This is a genomic window from Williamsia sp. MIQD14, assembly GCF_051025635.1.
GTDB lineage: Bacteria > Actinomycetota > Actinomycetes > Mycobacteriales > Mycobacteriaceae > Williamsia_A.
Window position 1 is genome coordinate 699,141 of the sequence record NZ_JBPFDG010000002.1, and the last position, 21,172, is coordinate 720,312.

At 69.5% G+C, this 21,172-nt stretch carries 20 protein-coding genes; 14 read left to right on the forward strand and 6 right to left on the reverse strand.

The window, feature by feature from the left end; translation table 11 throughout:
• Nucleotides 1-25: 25 nt before the first annotated feature.
• Nucleotides 26-1,174, forward strand: a complete 1,149-nt coding sequence (gene mpaC / locus ACQ7HM_RS10755; protein ID WP_434216249.1) for a daptide-type RiPP biosynthesis dehydogenase — start codon at nt 26-28, stop codon at nt 1,172-1,174.
• Here the strand turns inward: mpaC and ACQ7HM_RS10760 are convergent.
• The 3 genes from ACQ7HM_RS10760 to mpaP are packed head-to-tail and all read right to left on the reverse strand — an operon-like array spanning nt 1,152 to nt 6,385.
• Entirely contained in the window at nt 1,152-2,165 is a 1,014-nt protein-coding gene (locus ACQ7HM_RS10760) for a glycosyltransferase family 2 protein (RefSeq protein WP_434216250.1), read from the reverse strand. The two genes, mpaC and ACQ7HM_RS10760, sit on opposite strands and share 23 nt — an antisense overlap.
• Before the next feature lie 26 nt (nt 2,166-2,191).
• On the reverse strand, nt 2,192-4,720 hold the full coding sequence (lanKC, locus tag ACQ7HM_RS10765) for a class III lanthionine synthetase LanKC (protein ID WP_434216251.1): 2,529 nt from the start codon (nt 4,718-4,720) through the stop codon (nt 2,192-2,194).
• 3 nt (nt 4,721-4,723) lie between these two features.
• The gene (gene mpaP / locus ACQ7HM_RS10770; RefSeq protein WP_434216252.1) at nt 4,724-6,385 is read right to left on the reverse strand and encodes a daptide biosynthesis intramembrane metalloprotease; all 1,662 of its coding nucleotides are present in this window, start codon (nt 6,383-6,385) and stop codon (nt 4,724-4,726) included.
• Nucleotides 6,386-6,475: 90 nt separating this feature from the next.
• Here mpaP and ACQ7HM_RS10775 point away from each other — a divergent pair, with 90 nt between their 5' ends.
• From ACQ7HM_RS10775 to ACQ7HM_RS10815, 9 genes are all read left to right on the forward strand, one after another.
• Nucleotides 6,476-7,135: a GOLPH3/VPS74 family protein gene (locus ACQ7HM_RS10775; protein WP_434216253.1), complete on the forward strand. Its 660-nt coding sequence runs from the start codon at nt 6,476-6,478 to the stop codon at nt 7,133-7,135.
• 79 nt (nt 7,136-7,214) lie between these two features.
• Nucleotides 7,215-7,487, forward strand: coding sequence for a helix-turn-helix transcriptional regulator (locus tag ACQ7HM_RS10780; protein ID WP_434216254.1), 273 nt, complete (start codon nt 7,215-7,217; stop codon nt 7,485-7,487).
• A 2-nt stretch (nt 7,488-7,489) separates the two neighbouring features.
• Nucleotides 7,490-8,197 (forward strand): hypothetical protein, encoded by a 708-nt coding sequence (locus tag ACQ7HM_RS10785; RefSeq protein WP_434216255.1) that lies wholly within the window; start codon nt 7,490-7,492, stop codon nt 8,195-8,197.
• Between the two features lie 88 nt (nt 8,198-8,285).
• Entirely contained in the window at nt 8,286-9,182 is an 897-nt protein-coding gene (locus ACQ7HM_RS10790; RefSeq protein WP_434216256.1) for an ABC transporter ATP-binding protein, read from the forward strand.
• A complete protein-coding gene (locus tag ACQ7HM_RS10795; protein ID WP_434216257.1) occupies nt 9,179-10,468 on the forward strand; it encodes an ABC transporter permease in 1,290 nt (429 codons plus the stop codon). The genes ACQ7HM_RS10790 and ACQ7HM_RS10795 overlap by 4 nt, the downstream gene beginning before the upstream one ends.
• Before the next feature lie 35 nt (nt 10,469-10,503).
• Complete coding sequence (locus tag ACQ7HM_RS10800) at nt 10,504-11,319, forward strand: ABC transporter ATP-binding protein (RefSeq protein WP_434216258.1); 816 nt, start codon at nt 10,504-10,506, stop codon at nt 11,317-11,319.
• 11 nt (nt 11,320-11,330) lie between these two features.
• A complete protein-coding gene (locus tag ACQ7HM_RS10805; protein ID WP_434216259.1) occupies nt 11,331-12,170 on the forward strand; it encodes an ABC transporter permease in 840 nt (279 codons plus the stop codon).
• The gene (locus ACQ7HM_RS10810; RefSeq protein ID WP_434216260.1) at nt 12,167-12,967 is read left to right on the forward strand and encodes an ABC transporter permease; all 801 of its coding nucleotides are present in this window, start codon (nt 12,167-12,169) and stop codon (nt 12,965-12,967) included. The genes ACQ7HM_RS10805 and ACQ7HM_RS10810 overlap by 4 nt, the downstream gene beginning before the upstream one ends.
• Nucleotides 12,968-12,975: 8 nt before the next feature.
• Nucleotides 12,976-14,034: an ABC transporter substrate-binding protein gene (locus tag ACQ7HM_RS10815; RefSeq protein ID WP_434216261.1), complete on the forward strand. Its 1,059-nt coding sequence runs from the start codon at nt 12,976-12,978 to the stop codon at nt 14,032-14,034.
• An 11-nt stretch (nt 14,035-14,045) separates the two neighbouring features.
• Here the strand turns inward: ACQ7HM_RS10815 and ACQ7HM_RS10820 are convergent, their stop codons facing one another.
• Entirely contained in the window at nt 14,046-15,338 is a 1,293-nt protein-coding gene (locus tag ACQ7HM_RS10820) for an Nramp family divalent metal transporter (RefSeq protein ID WP_434216262.1), read from the reverse strand.
• A gap of 80 nt (nt 15,339-15,418) precedes the next feature.
• Entirely contained in the window at nt 15,419-16,840 is a 1,422-nt protein-coding gene (locus ACQ7HM_RS10825; RefSeq protein ID WP_434216263.1) for a cryptochrome/photolyase family protein, read from the reverse strand.
• Nucleotides 16,841-16,947: 107 nt separating this feature from the next.
• Between ACQ7HM_RS10825 and ACQ7HM_RS10830 the strand changes: the two genes are divergently transcribed.
• The 3 genes from ACQ7HM_RS10830 to ACQ7HM_RS10840 all read left to right on the forward strand — a co-directional run bounded on the left by ACQ7HM_RS10830 (nt 16,948) and on the right by ACQ7HM_RS10840 (nt 19,540).
• Complete coding sequence (locus ACQ7HM_RS10830; RefSeq protein ID WP_434216264.1) at nt 16,948-17,682, forward strand: response regulator transcription factor; 735 nt, start codon at nt 16,948-16,950, stop codon at nt 17,680-17,682.
• Nucleotides 17,679-19,016, forward strand: coding sequence for a sensor histidine kinase (locus ACQ7HM_RS10835; protein WP_434216265.1), 1,338 nt, complete (start codon nt 17,679-17,681; stop codon nt 19,014-19,016). The genes ACQ7HM_RS10830 and ACQ7HM_RS10835 overlap by 4 nt, the downstream gene beginning before the upstream one ends.
• A gap of 143 nt (nt 19,017-19,159) precedes the next feature.
• Nucleotides 19,160-19,540, forward strand: a complete 381-nt coding sequence (locus ACQ7HM_RS10840; protein WP_434216266.1) for a hemophore-related protein — start codon at nt 19,160-19,162, stop codon at nt 19,538-19,540.
• 18 nt (nt 19,541-19,558) lie between these two features.
• On the opposite strand, the gene ACQ7HM_RS10845 is transcribed toward ACQ7HM_RS10840, so the two are convergent.
• Nucleotides 19,559-20,521, reverse strand: coding sequence for an ROK family protein (locus ACQ7HM_RS10845; RefSeq protein WP_434216267.1), 963 nt, complete (start codon nt 20,519-20,521; stop codon nt 19,559-19,561).
• 77 nt (nt 20,522-20,598) lie between these two features.
• Here ACQ7HM_RS10845 and ACQ7HM_RS10850 point away from each other — a divergent pair, with 77 nt between their 5' ends.
• Nucleotides 20,599-21,123: a DUF6328 family protein gene (locus tag ACQ7HM_RS10850; RefSeq protein WP_434216268.1), complete on the forward strand. Its 525-nt coding sequence runs from the start codon at nt 20,599-20,601 to the stop codon at nt 21,121-21,123.
• Nucleotides 21,124-21,172: the final 49 nt, after the last annotated feature.

The following is a 21,172-nucleotide window of genomic DNA, read 5'->3' on the forward strand; positions in this document are numbered from 1 at the left end:
GGTGTTTCTCGCTCCGGCGAGCCCCATGCTGATCGGCGTCGGCGGGATGTCGCGATGGCTGCAGGATCGCCGCGCGCACCGGGTCGTGGTCGTCGCCGATCCCGCGGTCTGCGACACCGCCGTCGCCCGCGAGCTGCGCGCGGCGATCACCTGGGCCGGGGCAACCGTCGACGTCGTCGCCACCCCCGCCGACACGGCGATGCCCGGTGTCGAGGTCGTCGCCGACCATCTCGCCGGACGCGATGTCGTCGTGTCACTGGGCGGCGGCGCGACACTCGACGTGGTGAAGGTCGCCGTGGCGATGTCCGCCGATCCCCGGGTACGACGCCACTTCGACGCGGCAGGGCGGTCGGGGGTGATCTTCCTGCGCGACACCACCACACCGGTCATCCGCCACGTCGCCGTCCCGACCACGATCGGTACCGGTAGCGAGCGGGGGCCGCGGGCCTGCCTCGTGCTCGGCGGCCGGAAACGGTTGCTGTTCGGTACCGCGCTGCAACCCGATCTCGCCGTACTGGATCCCGTCGCCACGGCCACCCTGCCCGCACACCTCGTGCTCGAGGGGGTGATGGAGAACGTCGTCCGGCAGAGCGGCGCGTTCATCGGTGACGTGTCCCCCGACGGGCAGAGGATCGAGGACGAGTTGGTGCTGACGGTCATCCGCCGGGCCATCGCGGTCGGCGATCGGTTGTGTGCGGGTGCGGCCGACGGCGCGATGACGGCCGACGACCGACTCGAGGCGGCGAAACTCAGCGCGTGGGCCCAGTCCGCGGAGTTCACCAGCCCGTCGCGGGATCCGTTCGCCAACAAGGGGTGGTACCTCAGCAACGAGTTGTCGACGATGTTCTCCGCACGCAAGATCGCGGCGTTCGCCGCCGTGATCCCGCCGTGGTGGCGGCGCGTCGCCGACGGTGACCGGCGGTGGGGATCGGCGCAGCGGCTGGCGCGGCTGTGGGCCGAGATCGGATCGGTCCGCGCCGTCGACGCCGATCCGGTGCAGGGTTTCCGAGCGCTCGTCGACGACTGGGGGATCACCACGATGCCTCCGATCAGCGGCGACGACGCGTCACGCGCGGCCCGGCAGTGCCTGGATGCCTGGGGGCGCGGACTGCCCGCACTGGGGACGCTCGATCACTCGGACATCGAGGGCGTCATGGCCGATCTGCGCCGATGACACTGCGCGCCAACGCCGTCTGACGCCGACGGATGCGGTCGGCCAGCGCCTGGATGCGGGACGCGTGGGCCGCGGTGTGGCAGGCGACCGGGCGGGCGACGGCGAACCCCCGATCACCGCGCACCACGACGAGATCCGACCAGGGGCGCGGGGTACCGAGGGAGTCGACGACCTCGTCGACCGGGTCGCCCGACCATCCGCTCGGTGTGACGAACGCCGCGGACCGGGTCATCGGTCGATACCAGTCGACGATGTCGGCCACGAGCGCGGCGCGGTGTCGCTCGGCGTCGTCGTCGGCGCGTAGCCGCGACAACGCCTGGGCCGCATCGCGTGCCGTGTCGAAGGTGGCGACCGCGACGTGGAATCGACACGCCATCCGGTGGCGACGCGTGGCGGCGTCGGCCAGGAGTTCCACCGTCGGTGCGGTGGTGGTGGTGAAGCCGACGCCGGCGTCGGACACCCGCACCCACAGGTCCCAGTCCTCGAGTCCCGGGCCGGGCCGCCACCCGCCGACGCGCTCGACGAGTCCGGTGCGATGCGCGACGCGCGACGGCTCGAATGTCGGCCCCAACACCGCGATCTCGGGATGCCAGAACAGATGCGCGGCCCGGGTCCGCGTGGTCATCCGCCTGGTGGGGTCGCGCGTGGTCGCGCCGGTGGCCACGATTTCGGCGCCGTCGTCGATCATCCCGGCGACGGTCGCGAGGTGATCGGGCACCATGAGGTCGTCGTGGTCGAGGTAGGCGACGATGTCGCCGCGGACATGGGCCAGACCGACATTGCGTGGCGTCGCCGGCTGTCCGTGTCGACGGTCGGTGCGCACGAGGCGGATCCGGTCGTCGTCGGCCGCCAGAGCGGCCACGACCGAGTCGGTGTCATCGGTGCTCGCGTCGGACACCACGATGAGTTCCCAATCGTGGTGATGCTGCCCTCGCACCGACTCGACGGTGTCGACGATGGCCGTCGAGCGGTTGAAGGTCGGACAGATCACCGAGATCCGCGGCGCGGCCACAACCGTCAGACCGGTCGCGACAGCAGCGGCAGGGTCACCGGTCCGCCGTCGAGCGCGTGCACCGCGAGCAGCACACCGGCGGAACCGGTGAGCAGGTCGATCGACAGTCGCCAGTTGTCCTGACCGAGGAACCCGATCTCGTCACCGAGTCGGCTCGAGTACACCCGCAGTTCGGTCGGGTCGGTGAGCGCATCTCGGACGTCGGGGTCCACGAGGCCGTGGCGGTCGAGGATGGCGGCACAGACGGCTCCACCGGCCCACCCGGCGGCGAGGCCGGCGCCGTCGCCGATGTGTCTGTGCCCGCCGCGACGAGAAAGACGGGTCGCGTGGGCCGCCCAGCTCTCCGCCGAGGGGGCGGGGATGGCGGCGTCGGCGGCGAACTGGGCGGCGACGAGGGCGGTTCCGAGTGGTCCGGGCAGCGCGGTGCGGACGCCGGGTTCCGGGCGATGGTCGAAGGCGGCGACGTCGTGGGCGAGGAAACGCACGGCGAGGTCGGCGGCGTGATCGTCGCCGGTGAGGTCGTGCAGGCGTGCGGCGAACAGGGCGGGGCCCGACCATCCCGAGAGCAGACCCGGTGCGACAGCGCGGTGGCGATCGTCGTCCCATCGCGTCGCGACACGGTCGAGAACCGCCGAGGCGAGATCGACGAGGTCGCCGTCACCGGTGCGGTCCGCGAGATCGGTCAGGGTGAGCCCGATCCCGGCGAGTCCGGAGAAGAGGTCGACGCCGTGGCGATCGGCCGTCTCGTCGGAGGTGAGCGCATCGCGCAACGCCGTCCGCGCGATGCGCAGCGCGATCTCGGTCTCGCCGATCACCGCGAGTGTGTGCACCACACCGGTGAGTCCGGTGTAGAGGCCCCAGCCCATGTCGGCGGGTCGCGGGTCGGCCAGCAGTGGGTGTTCGCGGAGCCAGGTGCGGTGGTCGTCGGGGATCGTCGCGCCGGTCACCTGTAGCGCCCAGATCACCCCGGCCGCACCGTAACCCAACGACAATCCCCCCTCGGGCACGGAGAACGACGTGCAGTCGCCCGGGTAGAGGCGGTCGGTGCGCTCGGGGGTGGCCCAGGCGAGAATCGCCGACCGCACCGCGGGCACGTCGGTCACCTCCTTGATCGTCGGCGCGGGCCGACACGCCTCGGTCCCGGAGAATCCGAGTGGCCGGGCGGATCCGAGATCGGCTCGCACACGTCGCGCGAACGTATCCGGCGGGTCGTAGCGGACGGCGATCAGGTCCAGTGCGAGGTCGAGGGCGTCGCTGTTCCACGGCAGGGTCGTGGTCAGGGCGGCACTGAACACGGCGAGCCGCAGGCAGCCGAGGGAATACCGGTCGATCCGCGGTCCGCGGTAGGACGGCGGCGCCTGAAAGCCTGCCGCGGCGTGCACCTGCAGAGCGTCGGGTTCGGTGGACGCGGTCTCGAGGTCGATCAGGCTGATGCGGTCGTCGGCGCCGACCATGACGTTGCCGAGGTGGACGTCACCGAGGGTGAGGCCGCGTTCACCGGCGACGGTCACGGCGGCGTCCACCCGATCGGTCATCTCCCCGGCCCAGGCCACGTACTCCGCGGCCGGGCACTCGGCGCGGCGACGGGCGGCGGCGTCGAGCAGGGAGACCCCGTCGACGAATTCGCGGATGAGGTAGTCGTGTTCGTGGCCACGGCGCAGGTCGATGACCCGCGGGACGATGCCGAGACCGTCGAGACGATCGATCGCGTCGCGTTCGCGCATCAGCCGGTCGGTCGCGTCCTCGCCGCGCAGATCAACCCCGGCGTGCGGCCTGGCTTCACGGATGAGCACCGGTGCGTCGTCTGTGTCGGCACGTCCGGCGTAGACGCCACCACCGTTAGAAAAGTGCAGTGCCCGGTCCACGCGATAGGGGAAGCCCTCGAGGGTGCCCCGTGCGCGCGCCTCGAGCGCGGGCTGCAGCACCGCGGGAACGGTGACCCAGTCCGGGGGATGGAATCCGGGCCGGCGCGAGTCCTCGACCAGACGGCCCTGCGGGTCCTCGATGCAGTACGCGACGCGTCCGCCGCGGGTGCGGGTCGGGCGGGGGACGAATCCGCCGTACCGCACGTAGAGGGGGCCTTGCCGCCACCGCAGATCGCTGAGTATGTACGGGCCGTCGAGACCGGCGAGGACGGGGTCGAGCTCGGTGAGCACGGTCGTGAAGGTGTCGAGGTCCGGGGGATAGATCGTCACGAACTTCCCACTGCCCGAGCGATCTCCGTATTTGCCGTTCCGTCGCAGCAGCACCGCCTGCGACCGCAGGTGTTTGAAGGCGTGACCGCCGTCGACGAGGTAGCTCCAGCAGCGGGCGAGGACCTCGGCGGCGTTGTGGTGGGTCGCCGACACGTGGATCTTCCAGCCCTGCAGCGGCAGCGTGACGCCGGTGTCGACGATCATGGTCCAGTCCTCACCCGGGAGGCGATGCCAGCCGGCGGGCAGGTCGAGGTCGGTGCCGTAACCGGGGTCGTCCGGTGGAGTGCGCACGGTGTCGTAGAACGGGGAGCCCGCGGGGCAGAACGTCATCCGGTGCATCGGTCACCACCGCCCGAGCGCGGTCGGCCAGACGAAACGATCGACGAGACTGCGCGCCAACGACACCCGTCCGACGGTCACCTCGGCGAGCCCGTCGAGTACGCGCGGCGCGTCGACGCCGTCGATGCGCACCCAGGTGGCGGGGACGTCGAGATCGAGACCTCCGACCGGCAGCAGCGCGGTCAGCGGGACATCACGCGCGAGGCGGTCCCCCGACAGCTCCCCCGAGGCGACGTCGCGATGCAGGACGATGCCGTTCTCGCGCAACGCGACCGACTGACCGGCGCGGAGGGCATCGAGCACAGCGGCGTCGGTGGAGACGAGATAGGTGGTGCCGTCGGCGGTCACGAACGACCCGTCGACGGTCTCGTCGGTGCGGATGAGGAGCGCGGCGGCGCCGAGTGCGAGGACGACGGCACCGGTCACCGCGATCATTCTCGGCAGCGCCGCCCCGAAGTCACGTGCACGCCGCAGCCCCCGTAGAACCAGGGTACCGACGACGAGGATCAGATACAGCGACACCAGGGCGAGGACGACGGCGCCGATGACACCGAGTCCCGCCAGCGCTCCGCGCCAGTTCCCCAGCGCGGCAACGATCACCACCACGGGAAAGATCATGCAGCCGGCGCCGTACCACCAGCGCCATCGCGCGACGCCCGGCGTCGGGGGCACCCTGGCGCCGTAGAGGATCGCGAGGCTGCGGTCGGAGACGAGGCGCATGGACCTCTCGCGCAGCTGGTTCACGTCACACCAGCTCATGAGGGCGATGTATCCGTCGAGCTTGACGAACGGGATCAGGTTGATCAACGCCATCGCGATGTTGGTGAGGGCGATGAGGAGCAGGACGCGCTGTATCCCGTCGGCGCCGGCGGCCCACGCTCCGGCTGCAGCGATCGAGGTGATCCCGAACACGCTGCACTGCACGGTGATCCCCGCCAACGCGACGCGTACGCGCTGGGCCGGCCGTGGCAGGGTCCAGGCGTCGGAGATGTCGCAGAAGAACGCAGGCATCAGGTAGAAGACCATGATCCCCATGCGGTTCACCCTGCCGCCCTGGGCTTTCAGCGCGAGGCCGTGGGCGAACTCGTGCACGGCGGTTCCCACGAGCGAGACCGCGAGCACGACCAGGATCTCGGCGATCGTCAGCGTGCCTGCGAGCGCGTCGAGTGTGGCGCCGATCTGCGCGGCCCAGCAGATCATCGCGACCACCGTCACGGCCGCGAGAACGACGAGACCGGGTCTTCTCGGGAGGGCGGCGAGGGGACGCGCCGCGGCGAGCAGGGCGTCGAAGGTGCGGTCGAGACGTCGGGTCAGCGCGATCTGCACGGTCAGCGGCGGTACGAACTTCACACGTCGGCCGTCGAGGGTCTGCCGATCGTCGTCCGACCCGTCCAGGAGCTCCATGCGACGCGCGACCTCGAGCCCCGCGAGCACCCGCTCGTGCGACCATCGGTCACCCAGGGCGGCCACGATGTCGTCGACCCCGCGGCGCCCGTCGAGCGCACCGAGCAACTCGACCAGGTCGGCGCCCGCGCGGTAGTAGTGGGTGGCGCCGGCGGAGATCACCCACTTCCCGGAATCATCGGTGGGTGCGGTCAGGGCCACGTCGTCGGCGACGCGAGGTGCGGAGGCGACCGGGAAGGTCGGTAGGCCCTGACCTGGCACTGTACTGACTCCTCGATGTCAGACGAACGGCGACGAGTGGCTACCGGGATGCCATATCGTTAGCAAGATACACCAACGAAATGGACGGTCATGAGTACGCGAACGGTGGTCACCGATCTGATCTGGCTCTCCTTCGACCCGAGGACCGGCGTCGCGCTCGCCCCCGACGGGGTGCTCGATGTCGCCGTGGCCGGCGCCCTGGTCGCCGACCTCGCCCTGCGTGAGCGGATCGATCTGGTCGACGGTTCGATCACCGTGACCGATGCGTCACCGGTGGGCACCACGGTCCTCGACGACGCGCTGCACGCGATCGCCGCGGCGGGATCAACGACACCCCCGCAGGTGATCACCCGATTGACCTCCACAGCCGGCCGCGTTCGCGCTGACGAGGTGGCCGCCGCCGTCACCGCGGGCGTTCTCGAACACCGCACCCGAAAGCGACTGCGCCTGTTCACCACCCATCAGTGGCTCCCGGTGCCGGGACAGGCCGCCGCCGAGGTGGCGCGCGAGGTCGAGGCGGCGATCAGCACTCCCGGCGCCACCCTCCGCCCCCACGTCGCCACCGTGATCGCCGTCCTCGATGCCACGCGGATGGCGCACCGACGGTTCCCCTCGGCCGATCCCGGCCAGATCGCGACAGCCACCACAGGTTCATGGGCCGACGCGGCATTACGTGCGGCGACGCGCCAGATACAGGTGGCGATCACCGCGGCCATCACGGTCGCCACGACGGCAGCCGTCACCTCCTGACCTGGCGCTTCGTCGTGACGACGCGTCGATACGTTGTCACCTGTTGACATAGTGTTGTGTTTTCCTAATACTTGGTTGCATGAGTCCAGTCCGGCGGGGTGTGCAACTCCCGATCTACAACCGCATCGGCGTACTGCGCGCCGAGCGTCGGATGTCGCGGGCCGAGCTCGCGGACCTCGTGGGCATCAACGTGCAGTCCGTCGGCGCTCTCGAGCGTGGCGACAACTACCCCAGCCTCGACCTCGCGTTCCGCATCTGCGGCGTCTTCGGCCTGCCGGTCGAGGCCGTCTTCAGCCGCACCGAGTTCGGCGCGATGTCGGCCGAGCTGTACGCCAAACGGAACGGAGCCTGACGATGACCGATCCCCACTCGGCGATCCCCGAGTACGCCCAACCCCAGCTGTGGCGTCGGTACGAGAACTGGCGCGCCGGTCGATACGAACGTCTGCTGGCGAAGAACGCGTCGAAGTTCCCCCGTCTCCGGAACCGACGGTCTTTTCGCCGGCTCGTGGGACTGCTGATCGTGTTCCTGATCGTGCTGACGATCTCTGCGGTCATCGCGTTCTTCAGCTCGGTGTGGTTCGTCGCTCCCTACCTCGCATCGTTGTTCGGCATCCTCGCCACCCTCTCGATCCTCAAGGTGGTGACCGGCGCCATCGCCGACGCCCCCGTCTCGGCCCTCGACGAGATCCAACTGGCGCAACGCAACTCGGCGCGTTCCATCGGCTACATCGTGCTCTACACGCTGACGTTCATCCCGTTCATGTTCCTCATCCTGATGGGTTCGGCGTTCGAGAAGGTGTCCGGCCAGAACGTCTACGGCGTCGGCGTGGTGCTCGTGACGATCGCCCTGATCGGCAGTTGCACACCGACGATCCTGACGTCCTGGTGGCTCGACGACCCCGATCCCGAGGACTACCTCACCTCCGAGAACACCGAGCCGGTCGACCTCGAGCAGCCCGAGCCCGAGCCCGACCCCGAGCTCCCGACCGACGCCGCCACCACCCTCGCGGCGATCGAGCCCGCGTCGGATCGGGATCCCCCCGCCCCGGCACGGTGGTGATCCCCACGGCCGCAGCCACATTCGCCATCCCACCTCGACACCGACCCTCCGCAGTCATCGCACTCACCCACAACGAGAGAAGGCGACCGTGAACGAACCACTGATCATCGATGGACTGACCAAGAGATACGGCGATCTCGTCGCCCTGGCCGACATGACCTTCACCGTGCACCCCGGCGAGATCTTCGGCTTCGTCGGCAGCAACGGCGCCGGCAAGTCCACCACCATGCGCATCATCCTCGGTGTGCTCGCCGCCGACTCCGGCCGCGTGCTGCTCGGCGACCGACCCATCGACCTGGAGATGCGCCGTCAGATCGGGTACATGCCCGAGGAACGCGGCCTGTACCCGAAGATGAAGGTGGGAGAACAACTCCGGTTCCTCGCCGAACTGCACGGGCTGTCGACCGCCGACGCCCGCGACAACGTCGAGCGGTGGGTCGCGAGGCTCGGCATCGCCGAACGCATCGACGACAACGTCGGCGACCTCAGCCTCGGCAACCAGCAACGCGCGCAGCTGGCCGCGGCACTCGTCCACGAACCGTCGGTGCTGGTCCTCGACGAACCGTTCTCCGGTCTCGACCCGGTCGCGGTCGACGTCATGAGCGACGTGCTCAAGGAGAAGGCCGCCGAGGGGGTCCCCGTGGTGTTCTCGAGCCACCAGCTCGATCTCGTGCAACGGCTCTGCGACCGCGTCGGCATCATCACCAAGGGCAGCATGCGGGCGCTGGGGACCGTCGACGAACTCCGCGGTCGCGATGGCGTCACCCTGCACGTCACCGGTCCCGACACCTGCACCCGCTGGGCCGACGGCCTGCCCGGTGTCGTCGACGTCGACTACCGCGGCGCCGACAGCTTCCTCACCCTCGACTCGAGCGCCGACGACCAGAAGATCCTGGCCGCGGCCATGTCCCACGGGCCGGTGCACCGCTTCGCCACCAGCCTTCCCCACCTGACCGATCTGTTCCGAGAGGTTGTATCCGCATGAGCACCCCGAGAATCACAGGCCAGAACACATCCGGTTCCACCCGGCTCGGCGCGCGGCGCGCGGTCTCGCTGATCGCACGGCGCGAGATCAACACCCGCGTGCGTGCCCGATCGTTCCTCGTCACCAACGCACTGCTCCTCGTGGTGATCATCGGCGGTCTCATCGTCGCGTCGATCTTCACCGGGGGTGACGACAAGCCCGAGAAGATCGGCGTCGTCGGCACCAACACCGCACTGTCGCAATCGATCACCGCCGCCGGGCAGGTCACCGGGACGACGATCGAGATCGTGCCGCTCGCCGACGTCGCGCAGGCACGCACCCAGGTCGACTCCGGCGACGTGTCGGTGGCCCTCGCCGCCGGGCAGGCCGGCGGACCCGCGTTCACCGCCGTCACCAAGGACGGGCTCTCGGGCACCTCGGAGACGATCGTGCGGACCGCGATCGCCCAGCTCGCCCAGCAGCAGGCGTTGGCGCGCAACAACATCGACCCGGCGGCGTTCGCCAGGGACCAGCAGGCCGGCAACCGTCTCGACGTCACCGAGATCAACCCCGCCAAGCCCGATGAGGGCCAACGTCTGGCCATCGCCTACGTGGGCGTGATCCTGCTGCTGTTCGCGATCATGCAGGGTGGCGGCATGGTGTCGGCCGGTGTCGTGGAGGAGAAGACCTCGCGTGTGGTGGAACTGCTGCTCGCCACCATCCGCCCGCTGCACCTGCTGTGGGGCAAGATCCTCGGCATCGGCGCGATCACCTTCGGTCAGCTGGTGGTGCTGGGCGGGGCCGGGTTGATCACCGCGTCGGTGACCGGCGTGCTCACCGTGCCCAGCGCGGCGGTGTCGATGCTCGCCGCGGTCGTGGTGTGGTTCCTCCTCGGCTTCCTGTTCTTCGCGACGCTCTACGCGGCAACCGGCGCGATGGTGTCGCGACAGGAGGAACTGGGGTCCACGGCGGCGCCGTTGACCATCCTGTCGCTGGGCGTGCTCTACGCCGGCATCTTCGGCGTGAACTCGCTCGACTCCACCTTCATCAAGGTGCTCAGCTGGATCCCGCCCTTCTCGGCGTCGCTCATGCCGATGCGGATCGCCGCGGGTGAGACCGACACCGTCCAGGTGATCGGCACCGTGGTCATCATGATCGTCGCGTGCCTCGCCGCGGTGTGGGCCGCGTCGCGGATCTACCAGCGGTCGATCCTCCAGACCGGGTCGAAGGTGCGCTGGGCCGACGCGCTCAAGGGCTCGTCGGGTTCGGCGCCGGCGCCCGAGAAGGTCGGCGTTACACAGGGTTAACACCGCAGCAACCACCGGCACCTAGCGTCGCCGACATGGTTGCTCCCGAGTCGTCCGTCGGTACCCGTCCCCCCGGGACGGGTATCGACGTCTCCGGACTCACCAAGGTGTTCGGGTCGCGGTCCTCGACGGTGACCGCCCTCGACGAAGTGACCCTGCAGACCCCCGAGGGATCGTTCCTCGCGCTGCTCGGCCCCTCGGGGTGCGGCAAATCGACCGTCCTGCGCATCCTCGCCGGCCTCGAACAGGCCACCGGCGGCACCGCGCTCATGAACGGCAAGTCCCCCCGCGACCTGCAGCGCGACCACGGGCTGGGGATCGCCTTCCAGGACTCGGCGCTGCTGCCGTGGCGCAGTGTCGCGGCCAACATCAAGCTCCCCCTGCAGGTCGCGGGTATGCCCGTCGACGACGATCTGATCGCCGAGCTGATCGAGCTGGTCGGACTCACCGGCTTCGAGAAGGCGAAACCCGCCACCCTGTCGGGCGGTATGCGCCAACGTGTCTCGATCGCCCGGGCGCTGGTCGTCCGGCCGACCGCACTGCTGCTCGACGAGCCGTTCGGTGCGCTCGACGACATGACCCGCCAACGCCTCAACATCGAACTCCTCCGCATCTGGACCGAGAAGCCCGCGACCACCCTGATGGTCACCCACGGGATCGCCGAGGCGGTCTTCCTCTCCGACGAGGTCGCGGTGATGAGCCCACGACCCGGACGGATCATCGAGGTGCTGCCGATCGACCTGCCGCGTCCGCGCGTGCCCGAGATGATGCGGACGCCGGAGTTCCACGCCCTGCACGATCACCTGAGCGGACTGCTGTTCGGCCGCACCTCGACCCCCGCCTCCACGTGAGCACGGCGGACATGAGCACCGGGATCGAGCGCGTCCCCGTGCCGGGTGCGCGATGGGGTGGGCTGCGCACGGCCGGATCCCGTTGGGGCGCAGGCGTCGCCGGACTCGTCGCCGTCATCGCGGTGTGGACGATCGCCGGTGTGGCACGGTGGTTCTCCGGCACGATACCGACGCCACTGGCGGTGATCGACGCCCTCGGCGACCAGGGCGCCCAGTTCTACTCGACCAACGTGACCCCCACCGTCGAACTGGCGCTGCGCGGGTTCCTGTGGGGCAACCTGCTCGCGATCGCGGTCGCGCTGCTCGTGGTCGTCATCCCGTTGATCGAAGGTCTGGCCACCCAACTCGCCATCATCAGCTACTGCACCCCGCTGATCGCGGTGGCACCGATCATTCAGGTCGCGTTCACCGAGGTGCAGACGATGATCGTGTTCCTCGCCGCGATCTCGGTGTTCTTCACGACCATGATCGGCACCCTCACCGGGCTGCGGTCGCCACCGCAGGCGGGACTCGACCTGGTGCGCGTGCACGGCGGAGGCGTGTTCGCCCAGCTGATCCGGGTCCGCATCGTCGCCGCCCTGCCGAACATCCTCGGCGCATTGAAGATCGCCGCCCCGGCGGCGGTACTGGGTGCGGTGCTCGGTGAGTTCCTGTCGATGCCCGAACAGGGCATCGGTCCGGCCATGATCCTCGCCCAGCAGAGCGCCGCGATCCCGCAGGTGTGGGCGATCGCGCTCATCGCCGGTGCCGTCGCCGGCATCGGGTACGCCATCGTCGCGGTGGTGGCGGTGTTCGTGAACCGTTGGGCGACCGGCGAATCGGTGCGTTCGGGATCGGGTTCGGGCCGATGACCCGCACCTCGGTGTTCTCGACGACCACCCGGTTCCTCGGCGCGCTGGTGGGCTCGCTGGTGCTGATAGTCGTGATCTGGTCGCTGTTCCTGCTCGCGTTCCCCGACATCGGGCCCATCATCGGTCGCACCCCGATCGACGTGTTCGAGTTCCTCGTCTCGGGTTCGGACGCGTCGTCGCAGCGGTCGGCGATCTTCGACGATCTGTGGATCACGCTCGGCGACACGGGCATCGGGTTCGTCACCGGCATGGTGGCCGCCATCGGGGTCGCCGCGGTGTTCGTGATGTTCCGGCCTGCGGCGCAGACGTTCATGCCGTTGGCGATGCTGCTGCGCTCGGTCCCGCTGGTCGCGATGACGCCACTGATCACGATGATCGTCGGTCGCGGACCGGCGTGCGTGGCCGTGATGGGCGGCATCATCGTGTTCTTCCCCGCCCTGGTGATGATCATGACCGGGCTGAACAACGCGCCGCGACAGATCAGCGACGTCATCACCGCCTACGGCGGCACCCGGTTCACCACGATGCGGATGGCGTCGCTCCCCTCGGCCGTGCCGGCGCTGTTCGCCGCGGCGAAGGTGTCGGTGCCGGGCGCCATGATCGGCGCCACCGTCAGCGAATGGCTCGGCACCAACAAGGGTCTCGGCGCCAGCCTGCAGCAGGCGCTGCCCGCCGCCGCCTACGACGAGCTGTGGGCGTCGGTCGTCGTCATCACCGTCAGTTCCATCGTGCTCTATGCCGTCGTCGGCGTGATCGAGAACATCGTGCTCGCCCGCATGGGCACCGAACCCACCTGAGGAGAATCATGAGTCCCACCTTCGATCGTCGTTCCTTCCTGCGCTATTCGCTCATCGCCGGTGGTGCCGCGACCGCCGTCGGCGGCTCGGGTCTGCTCGCCGCGTGCAGCTCGGGATCGTCGTCGTCGAGTTCCGACGCGATCAAGATGCAGCTGTCGTGGATCAAGAACATCGAGTTCGCCGGCGAGTACCACGCACTCGACAAGGGCTACTACACGGCCGCGGGTCTGCCCGCCGATCCCGAACTCATCACCGGCGGCGGTGCGGGAACAGGTGTCGAGACCGGTCTCACCTCGAACAAGGTGTGGATCGGGACGACCGCACCGCAGCTCACCGCGCCGGTCATCCTGCAGGGCGCCAAGCTGAAAACCGTTGCCGCGACCTATCAGAAGAACCCGTTCTGCATCATGTCGTCGGCGAAGAAGCCCATCTCGTCGCCGGCCGACATGAAGGGCAAGAAGATCGGGGTGCAGGCCTCCAACGAGAACGTCTTCAAGGCATTGCTGACCGCGAACAATCTCAGCGAGAGCGACATCTCGAAGATCACGGTGCAGTACGACCCGACCCCGCTGACCACCGGTGACGTCGACGGCTGGGTCGCCTACAGCACCAACGAGCCAATCACCCTGGCCGCGAAAGGGTTCCCCACCGAGACGCTGCTGTTCGCCGACTACAACCTGCCCCTGGTCGCCGAGACCCTGGTGGTCCGTCAGGAGACCATCGACAACGAGCGCGACACGCTGAAGAAGTTCCTCAAGGCCGAGGTGCAGGGCTGGAACGACGCCGTCGCCGACCCGGAGAAGTCCGCCGAACTCGCCGTCAACGTCTACGGGAAGTCGTTGGGACTCAAGCTCGACGAGCAGGTGAAGGAGGCGCAGGCGCAGAACGAGCTCGTCGTCTCCGCCGACACGAAGGCCAACGGGTTGCTCACCATGACCGACGACCTCATCGCCAGGAACATCGAGGCCCTCGCCAAGGCGGGCTACACCATCTCGGCCTCCGACATCTTCGACATGTCGGTCCTGGCCGAGGTCTACGCCGAGAACCCCGACCTCAGGAAGGCCTGACCCCCGGTGGGTCAGCCGGTGCCGGTGACCGTGAGGACGATCAGGCCGACGTTGAGGGCGACGACCACCGTCGCGATCGCGATGGCGACGCCGCGGAGGCTGCGTGAATCGGCGAACTCACCCATCAGGGCACGGTCGCGGGTGAGGCGGCCGAGCGGGATGATCGCGAACGGGATGCCGAAGCTGAGCACCACCTGGCTGATCACCAGGGCCCACGTCGGGTCGACACCGCTGCCGAGCACCACCAGGGCCGGGACCAGCGTCACCAGCCGCCGCACCACCATCGACAGCCGGATCTTCAGCAGTCCCTGCATGATCGACGCCCCGGCGTAGCAGCCGACCGAGGTCGAGGCCAGGCCCGAGGCCAGCAGTCCGACGGCGAACACGGTGGCCATCACCGGCCCCATGGCGTCACCGACGGCGCGCTGGGCGCCCTCGATGGTGTCGGTGCCCTCCTTGCCCTGCAGGTTCTGCGCGGCCAGCAGGAGCAGCGAGATGTTCACCGCTCCGGCGACCACCAACGCGCACACCACATCCCAGCGGGTGGCCCGCACGAGTCGACGGCGGCGGGCGTCGGTCGTGCTGGGCCCGTGCCGGTCGACGACCAGCGCCGAGTGGAGATAGATGGCGTGCGGCATCACCGTGGCGCCCAGCATGCTCGTCGCCAGCAGCACCGTGTCGGTGCCCTGCAGACGAGGGACGAGTCCGCTGAACACATTCCCCGCCGACGGCGGGTTGATGACGAGGCCGGCGAGGAATCCCACCACGATGACGATCAGCAGACCGGCGATGATCGACTCGAAGGTGCGCTGGCGGTTGCGGGACTGGAAACCCAACAGGGCCATGGAGATCACACCGACGATCGCGCCCCCGACGACCAGCGGGAGATCGAAGAGCAGCTGCAACGCGATGGCACCACCGACGACCTCGGCGATGTCGGTGGCCGCGGCGACGATCTCGGCCTGTCCCCAGAACGCGAGGCGACGGCGACGTGGGAGTCGCTCGCCGAGGAGCGCGGGCAGTGTCTTGCCGGTGACGATCCCGAGCTTCGCCGACTGGTACTGGATGATCACGGCCATCGCGCACGCCACGACGAGGACCCAGACCAACAGGAAGCCGTAGCGGGCACCGGCGGTGACGTTGGCCGCGACGTTCCCGGGGTCGACGTAGGCGATGGCCGCGACGAACGCCGGGCCGAGCAGTGCCACTCCGGCGAACCGCCGGGTGCGCCGGACACCCTTGCCGGACGCCGCCGGGTCGGCCTCGGCGTCCGAGGTCGGCGAGTCGACAGGGGTGGCGGCCATCGCACCAATCTGACACACCGCGACACCGAGTTCAACTCGGGCGAAGAAAAAGTTTCGGGTACCCTAACTCGGCAGTGGTGTCACTTCTTCGAGATGGCCTGATACCGGCGCAGTGCCTCTTCGCGCTCTGCCTTGTGGTCGACGATCGGGTCGGGATAATCCGACGGGCGGCCGTCTTTGAGCTCGTGGACGGCCTTGCCCTCGACATCGGCGAGTTCGGGCACCCAGCGACGGACGTAGTCACCCGTCGGGTCGAACTTCAGGCCCTGGGTGGTCGGGTTGAACACGCGGAAGTAGGGCGACGCGTCGGTGCCGCAGCCGGCGGTCCACTGCCAGCCGTGCTGATTGCTCGCGAGGTCACCGTCGATCAACTGGTCGAGGAACCAGCGCGCACCCCACTGCCACGGAACGTGGAGATCCTTCACCAGGAACGAGGCGACGATCATGCGCAGCCGGTTGTGCATGAACCCCGACCCGGACAGCTGGCGCATGCCCGCGTCGACGATCGGGAAACCGGTCTTGCCGGCCTTCCACGCCTCGAACGCCGCATCGGCGTCCTTGCCCTCGTCGACCTCGATCGCGTCGAAGTCGCGGTTCCAGTTGTGCCACGCGCTGTGCGGCCACTGCTTGAGGACCGAGGCGTAGAAGTCGCGGAAACACAGCTCGCGCAGATACGAGGTGGCACCTTTTTTCAGGTCGCCGTCGTCCTCGAGGCGGGTGAGGTCGGCGAGCATGGTGCGCGGGTGGATGTTGCCGTACTTGAGGTACGCCGACATCCGGCTCGTGGCGTCGTGGTCGGGACGATCGCGCTCGTCGTCGTAGTCGCCGACGGCGTGCTCGCCGTAGTCGCCGGTGCCGCCGCGGAACTGCTTCCACCGCTTGAGCGCCGCACGTTCGCCGGCGGGGATCGACAACTCGACGTCGAGGTCGGGGATGTCGTGGGCGTGGACATCCGACGACTTCGTGCCCGTCACGGAGGCGGGGTCGACCCACGTCGCCGTCTTCGGCCCGGTCTTCGCCGGAGAATGCCAACCGTGGTCACGCCAGGCACGGAAGAACGGGGTGAACACCTTGTACGGCTCGCCGTCGGACTTCGTGACACGACCGGGCGTCACCGCGAACGACGAACCGGTGGCATGGAGTTCGACGCCGTCGCCGACCTTCGACAGCGCCGACTCGACGCGCTCGTCGCGGGCCACGCCGTAGGGGGTGTGGTCTTCGGAGATGTGCACCGACGTAGCGCCGACCGCCTTGGCGATCAGCGGGATCTGGTTCTCGGGCTTGCCGCGCACCACCAGCAGGCGACCGTCGAGTTGCTCGTCGAGATCGCGCAGTGAGTCGTAGAGGAACTTCAGGCGTCGCTCCCCCGAGCTCGCGATGAGCGTCGGGTCGAGCACGAAACACGCCAGCACCTCGTCGGCGGCGTCGGCGGCCGCCGACGACGACGGCAGGTCGGCGAGACGGAGGTCGCGGCGGAACCAGAGCAGCGCGGTGTCGGTCATCACCTCCATGCAACCACGACACAGCGGCAACCACGACACAGCGGCAACCACGACACCGTGCGCGCCGACCACGTGCCCGCCCGGCTGCGCTGGGCACAATGGAGCCCATGCCCGACGAGTCGACCACCGCCACCGACGTCAGTGTGCTCGTCGTCGACGACGACGCCGACGTCCTCAACTCGCTACAGCGTGGGCTGCGGCTGGCCGGGTTCTCCGTCGACACCGCGACCGGTGGTGCCGAGGCGTTGCGTGCGATGCAGGTCCGTCGGCCCGCCCTGCTCGTGCTCGACATCAACATGCCCGGACTCGATGGTGTCGGGGTGGTGACGGCCCTGCGCGCGATCGGCGACGACATCCCGGTGTGCGTGCTGTCGGCACGCACCTCGGTCGACGACCGCATCGCCGGCCTCGAGGCGGGCGCCGACGACTACCTCACCAAACCCTTCGACCTCGGCGAACTGGTCGCCCGCATCAAGGCCCTGCTCCGCCGTCGCCCCGCCGAGGCCACCGCGGCACCGACGAACGACCCGGCGCGGGGTGACGTCCGCAGCGTCGCCCACGTCGACCTCGACGTCGGTGCGCGCCGCGTCCACAGTGACGGCCACCTCGTCGACCTGACGCGCCGGGAGTTCGAACTGCTCGCGGTGCTGATGGAGCACCCCGGGATGGTGCTGAGCCGTGTGCAGCTCCTCAGCCAGGTGTGGGGCTACGACTTCGCCGCCGACACCAACGTCGTCGACGTCTTCGTCGGCTACATCCGCCGCAAGCTCGAGGCGCAGGGCCAACCGCGCATCATCCAGACCGTCCGCGGGGTCGGGTTCGTGGTCCGGACCACGCCGTGAGGCGCACGCCGTCGCTGCGCACCCGCGTCACCCTCGCCGCGACCGCGGCGACCGTGGTCATCGTCGCGATCGTCGGCGCTGTCGCGTGGACCCAGGTGCACACCAGCGCCTACCGCGAACTCGACGCCCGCGTCGACACCCTCTCGGCGGCGATGCAACCCAGCATCTCCAACCCCAACGCGACGACCGTCGCCACCGGTGTGGCCGCCGGCGCGCTCGCCACGATCCGGCTCGGCACCCTGTCGGTCGCCTCGACGACACCGCCGGTCCCGACACAGTCGGTGGGGGTGCGCGACGAGACCATCGCGGGCACCGACTATCGCGTGAAGACGGTGTCGGTGCTGGATTCGACGGTGCTCAACGGTCTGGCGACGGTGTCGGTGGCGATCCCGTTGCGCGACACCGAGAACCGCATCGACGACCAGCGCCGGGCACTGCTGTTCATCGCGTTGGGTGCGGTGGCGGCCGCGGCGGTGTTGGCGTGGCTGCTCGGCGGCCTCGCCGTGCGACCCCTGCGTCGCCTCGCCCGACAGACCGCGGCGATCGGCGTCGACGCCGGCCCGGAATCACCCGAACGCACTGCGCTGCAGTCGGTGCGCGGCGCCCGGGAGGCCGAGGAGCTCGCCGAGGCGATGGACGCGCTGCTGCACCGGGTGGACGACGAACGCACCCGCACCCAGGAGGCGCTGGCCACCGCGCGCGACTTCGCGTCGGTGTCGGCCCACGAACTGCGGACCCCGCTGACGGCGATGCGCACCGACCTCGAGGTGCTCGACACCTTCGCCCCCGACGCCGTGGCGCGCGCGGAGATCGTCGGCGACCTGCGTCGCGCCCACGCCCGGATCCAGGAGACCCTCGCGGCGTTGGAGAGCCTCGCGCAGGGCGAACTCGGCGGCCGACATCGCGAGGCCGTCGACGTCGTCGATCTCCTCGACCGTGTGGTGACCGAGGCGAGTGCGCGGCATCCGGGCGTGCGGATCACCCTCGCAGGCGCACCGTCGGTGATCGTGCCCGTCGTCGAGACGGGACTGCGGATGGCGGTCGACAACGCCGTCCTCAACGCGATACGCCACGGCGAGGCGACCGAGGTCGTCGTCGCCGCACACCCCGGCCCGGCCGGGGCGGCCGTCGTGGTCGACGACAACGGGCGCGGCATCCCCGTCGCCGATCGCGACCGACTCTTCGGACGGTTCGAACGCGGCACCAGCAAACACTCCGGGTCGGGTCTGGGTCTGGCGCTGATCGCCCAGCAGGCCGTCCTGCACCACGGCACCGCGGCGCTGACCGACAGCCCGCTGGGCGGCACCCGGCTCACCATCACCATCGGCGCCTGACCCCGCAGCCCGGGCGCACGCTGGTCAGGGACCGATCGGCGGGCATGTCGGAATTGTCGCGCTACGGTGGACGGCAGGTCGCGACGCTGCAGAACCGCCGGTGTCTGCGCGGCCTCCACAGCGACACTCCACGAGGAGACTCCATGGCACAGCGCATCTCTCGCACCCGCATCTCCCGCACCGCCGGCCTCGCGATCGCGGCCGCAGGCATCGGCGCGATGGCCCTCATGCCGGCCACCGCGTCGGCCGCACCGGCCGATCGCGGCGTCCCCGGCACGTCCTGCACCGTCGGCCAGGTCGAGCGGGCCACCACCGCGGTGTCCCCCGCCCTCGGCGGCTACCTGCGCAACCCGCAGATCCGCGGCGAGTTCGAGCGCATCGTCGTGCTCCCCGAGCCACAGCGCCGCGCCGAGGTGCAGCGCTACCTCGACCGCAACCCCGACGTCGCCGCCCAGGTCGATCGCTACCGGCCGCAGATCGACCGCGGCATCGCCAGGGTCATCGCCACCTGCGACCGGTTCTGACCGGTCGGCCGAGAGAGTTCAGCGCTGCGCGAGCAGCGCACGACCCAGATCGGCCGCACCCACGATGCCGGCGTCGTCGCCCAGTGCCGACACCACGAACTCCCGATCGGGATTCGGTTGCAGCACCCACGGGGCGGCGGCGTCGGCGATCCGGTCGGCCAGTGCGCCGCCGAGTTTCTCGGCAAGTCCGCCGCCGATCACCACGAGGTCGAGATCGAGCAGGTTGAGGGTGGAACCGATGGCGACACCGAGGGTCTCGACGGCCGTGTCGAACAGCGACGTCGCCAGATCGTCGCCGGAGTCGAGTGCCTTCTTCCACACCTTCGAGGTCACCTTGGTCTTGCCGACCTCGTCTCGGATCTCGAACAGGCGCGTCTGTCGGCCCGCGTCGACCATCGCCTGCGCGGTCGTCTCCATCGATCGCCGACCCGCGTAGGCCTCGACGCAACCGCGTCGCCCGCAGCCGCACAGCGCACCACGTTCCTGCACCACCACATGGCCGATCTCACCGGCCGCGCCGCGCGACCCCTCGAAGAAGTTCCCACCGAGGACGAGGGCGCCGCCGATGCCGGTCCCGAGCCACACGCCGAGCACGTTGTCGACACCGCGTGCCGCGCCGGCACGCCACTCACCGCGCAACCCGACGTTGACGTCGTTGCCCAGTGCGACAGGCAGATCGAGTCGCCCACCGAGGTCGTCGTCGATCGCGACGCGCTCGTGCCAGTTCTCGAGGTTGGGGACGGTGAGCACCTCACCGTCGTGCACGACACCCGGGATGCCCACCCCGACGGCGTCCGGACGGTGCTTCAGCGATCCGATGAGGTCGGCGATGGTCGACAGCACGGCGTCGGGGCCGTCGGTGGGTGTCGACGCCTTCGCGCGGTCGACCACCTCGTGATCGGCGTTCACCAACCCGACCTCGATGTTGGTGCCCCCGACATCGACGCCTGCAACCAGTCCCGACCCGCGATGCTGTTTCACCGTCGCAGTCTGTCACGGGGGCGCGACGTGCTGAGATCGAGAGGTGAACGGTGCCGGTGCATGAGGGACGACGAGGCGTGAACGACGACGCATGGAACGAGAACGTCCGGGGCGAGACCCCGATCGAACGCCTCGACCGCAACTGGTCGTCGCTGCTGCAGGAGTTGCGGGTGATCCAGACCGGCGTGCAGTTCCTCACCGGCTTCCTGCTCACGTTGCCGTTCCAGAGTCGGTTCGCCTCGATCGACGACCGCGACACCACCATCTACCTGGTGACGCTGTTCGCCTCGGTGCTGGCGACCGTCCTGCTGGTGGCGCCGGTCGCGATGCATCGAATCCTGTTCCGGCGCCACGCGATCGACCGTCTCGTGCGCGCCGGCAACCGTCTCGCGATGGGGGGATTCCTCCTGCTCGGGGTCGCCATCGTGGGTGCGGTGACGCTCATCGTCGACGTGGTCGTCACCTCCACCGCGGGGGCGACGGCCGGCGTGGTGCTCGCGGTCGTGCTGGGCACCGCGTGGCTGGCTACCCCGCTCTACATGCGCCGTCGGGCGGGTGCGGTGTCGTCGGATCCCGACGACCGCTACAGTCGAAAGTCCTGACGGGGCACCGCCGAGAGCCGGTTGACCGCCTCGATGCAGCCCCGTGGAG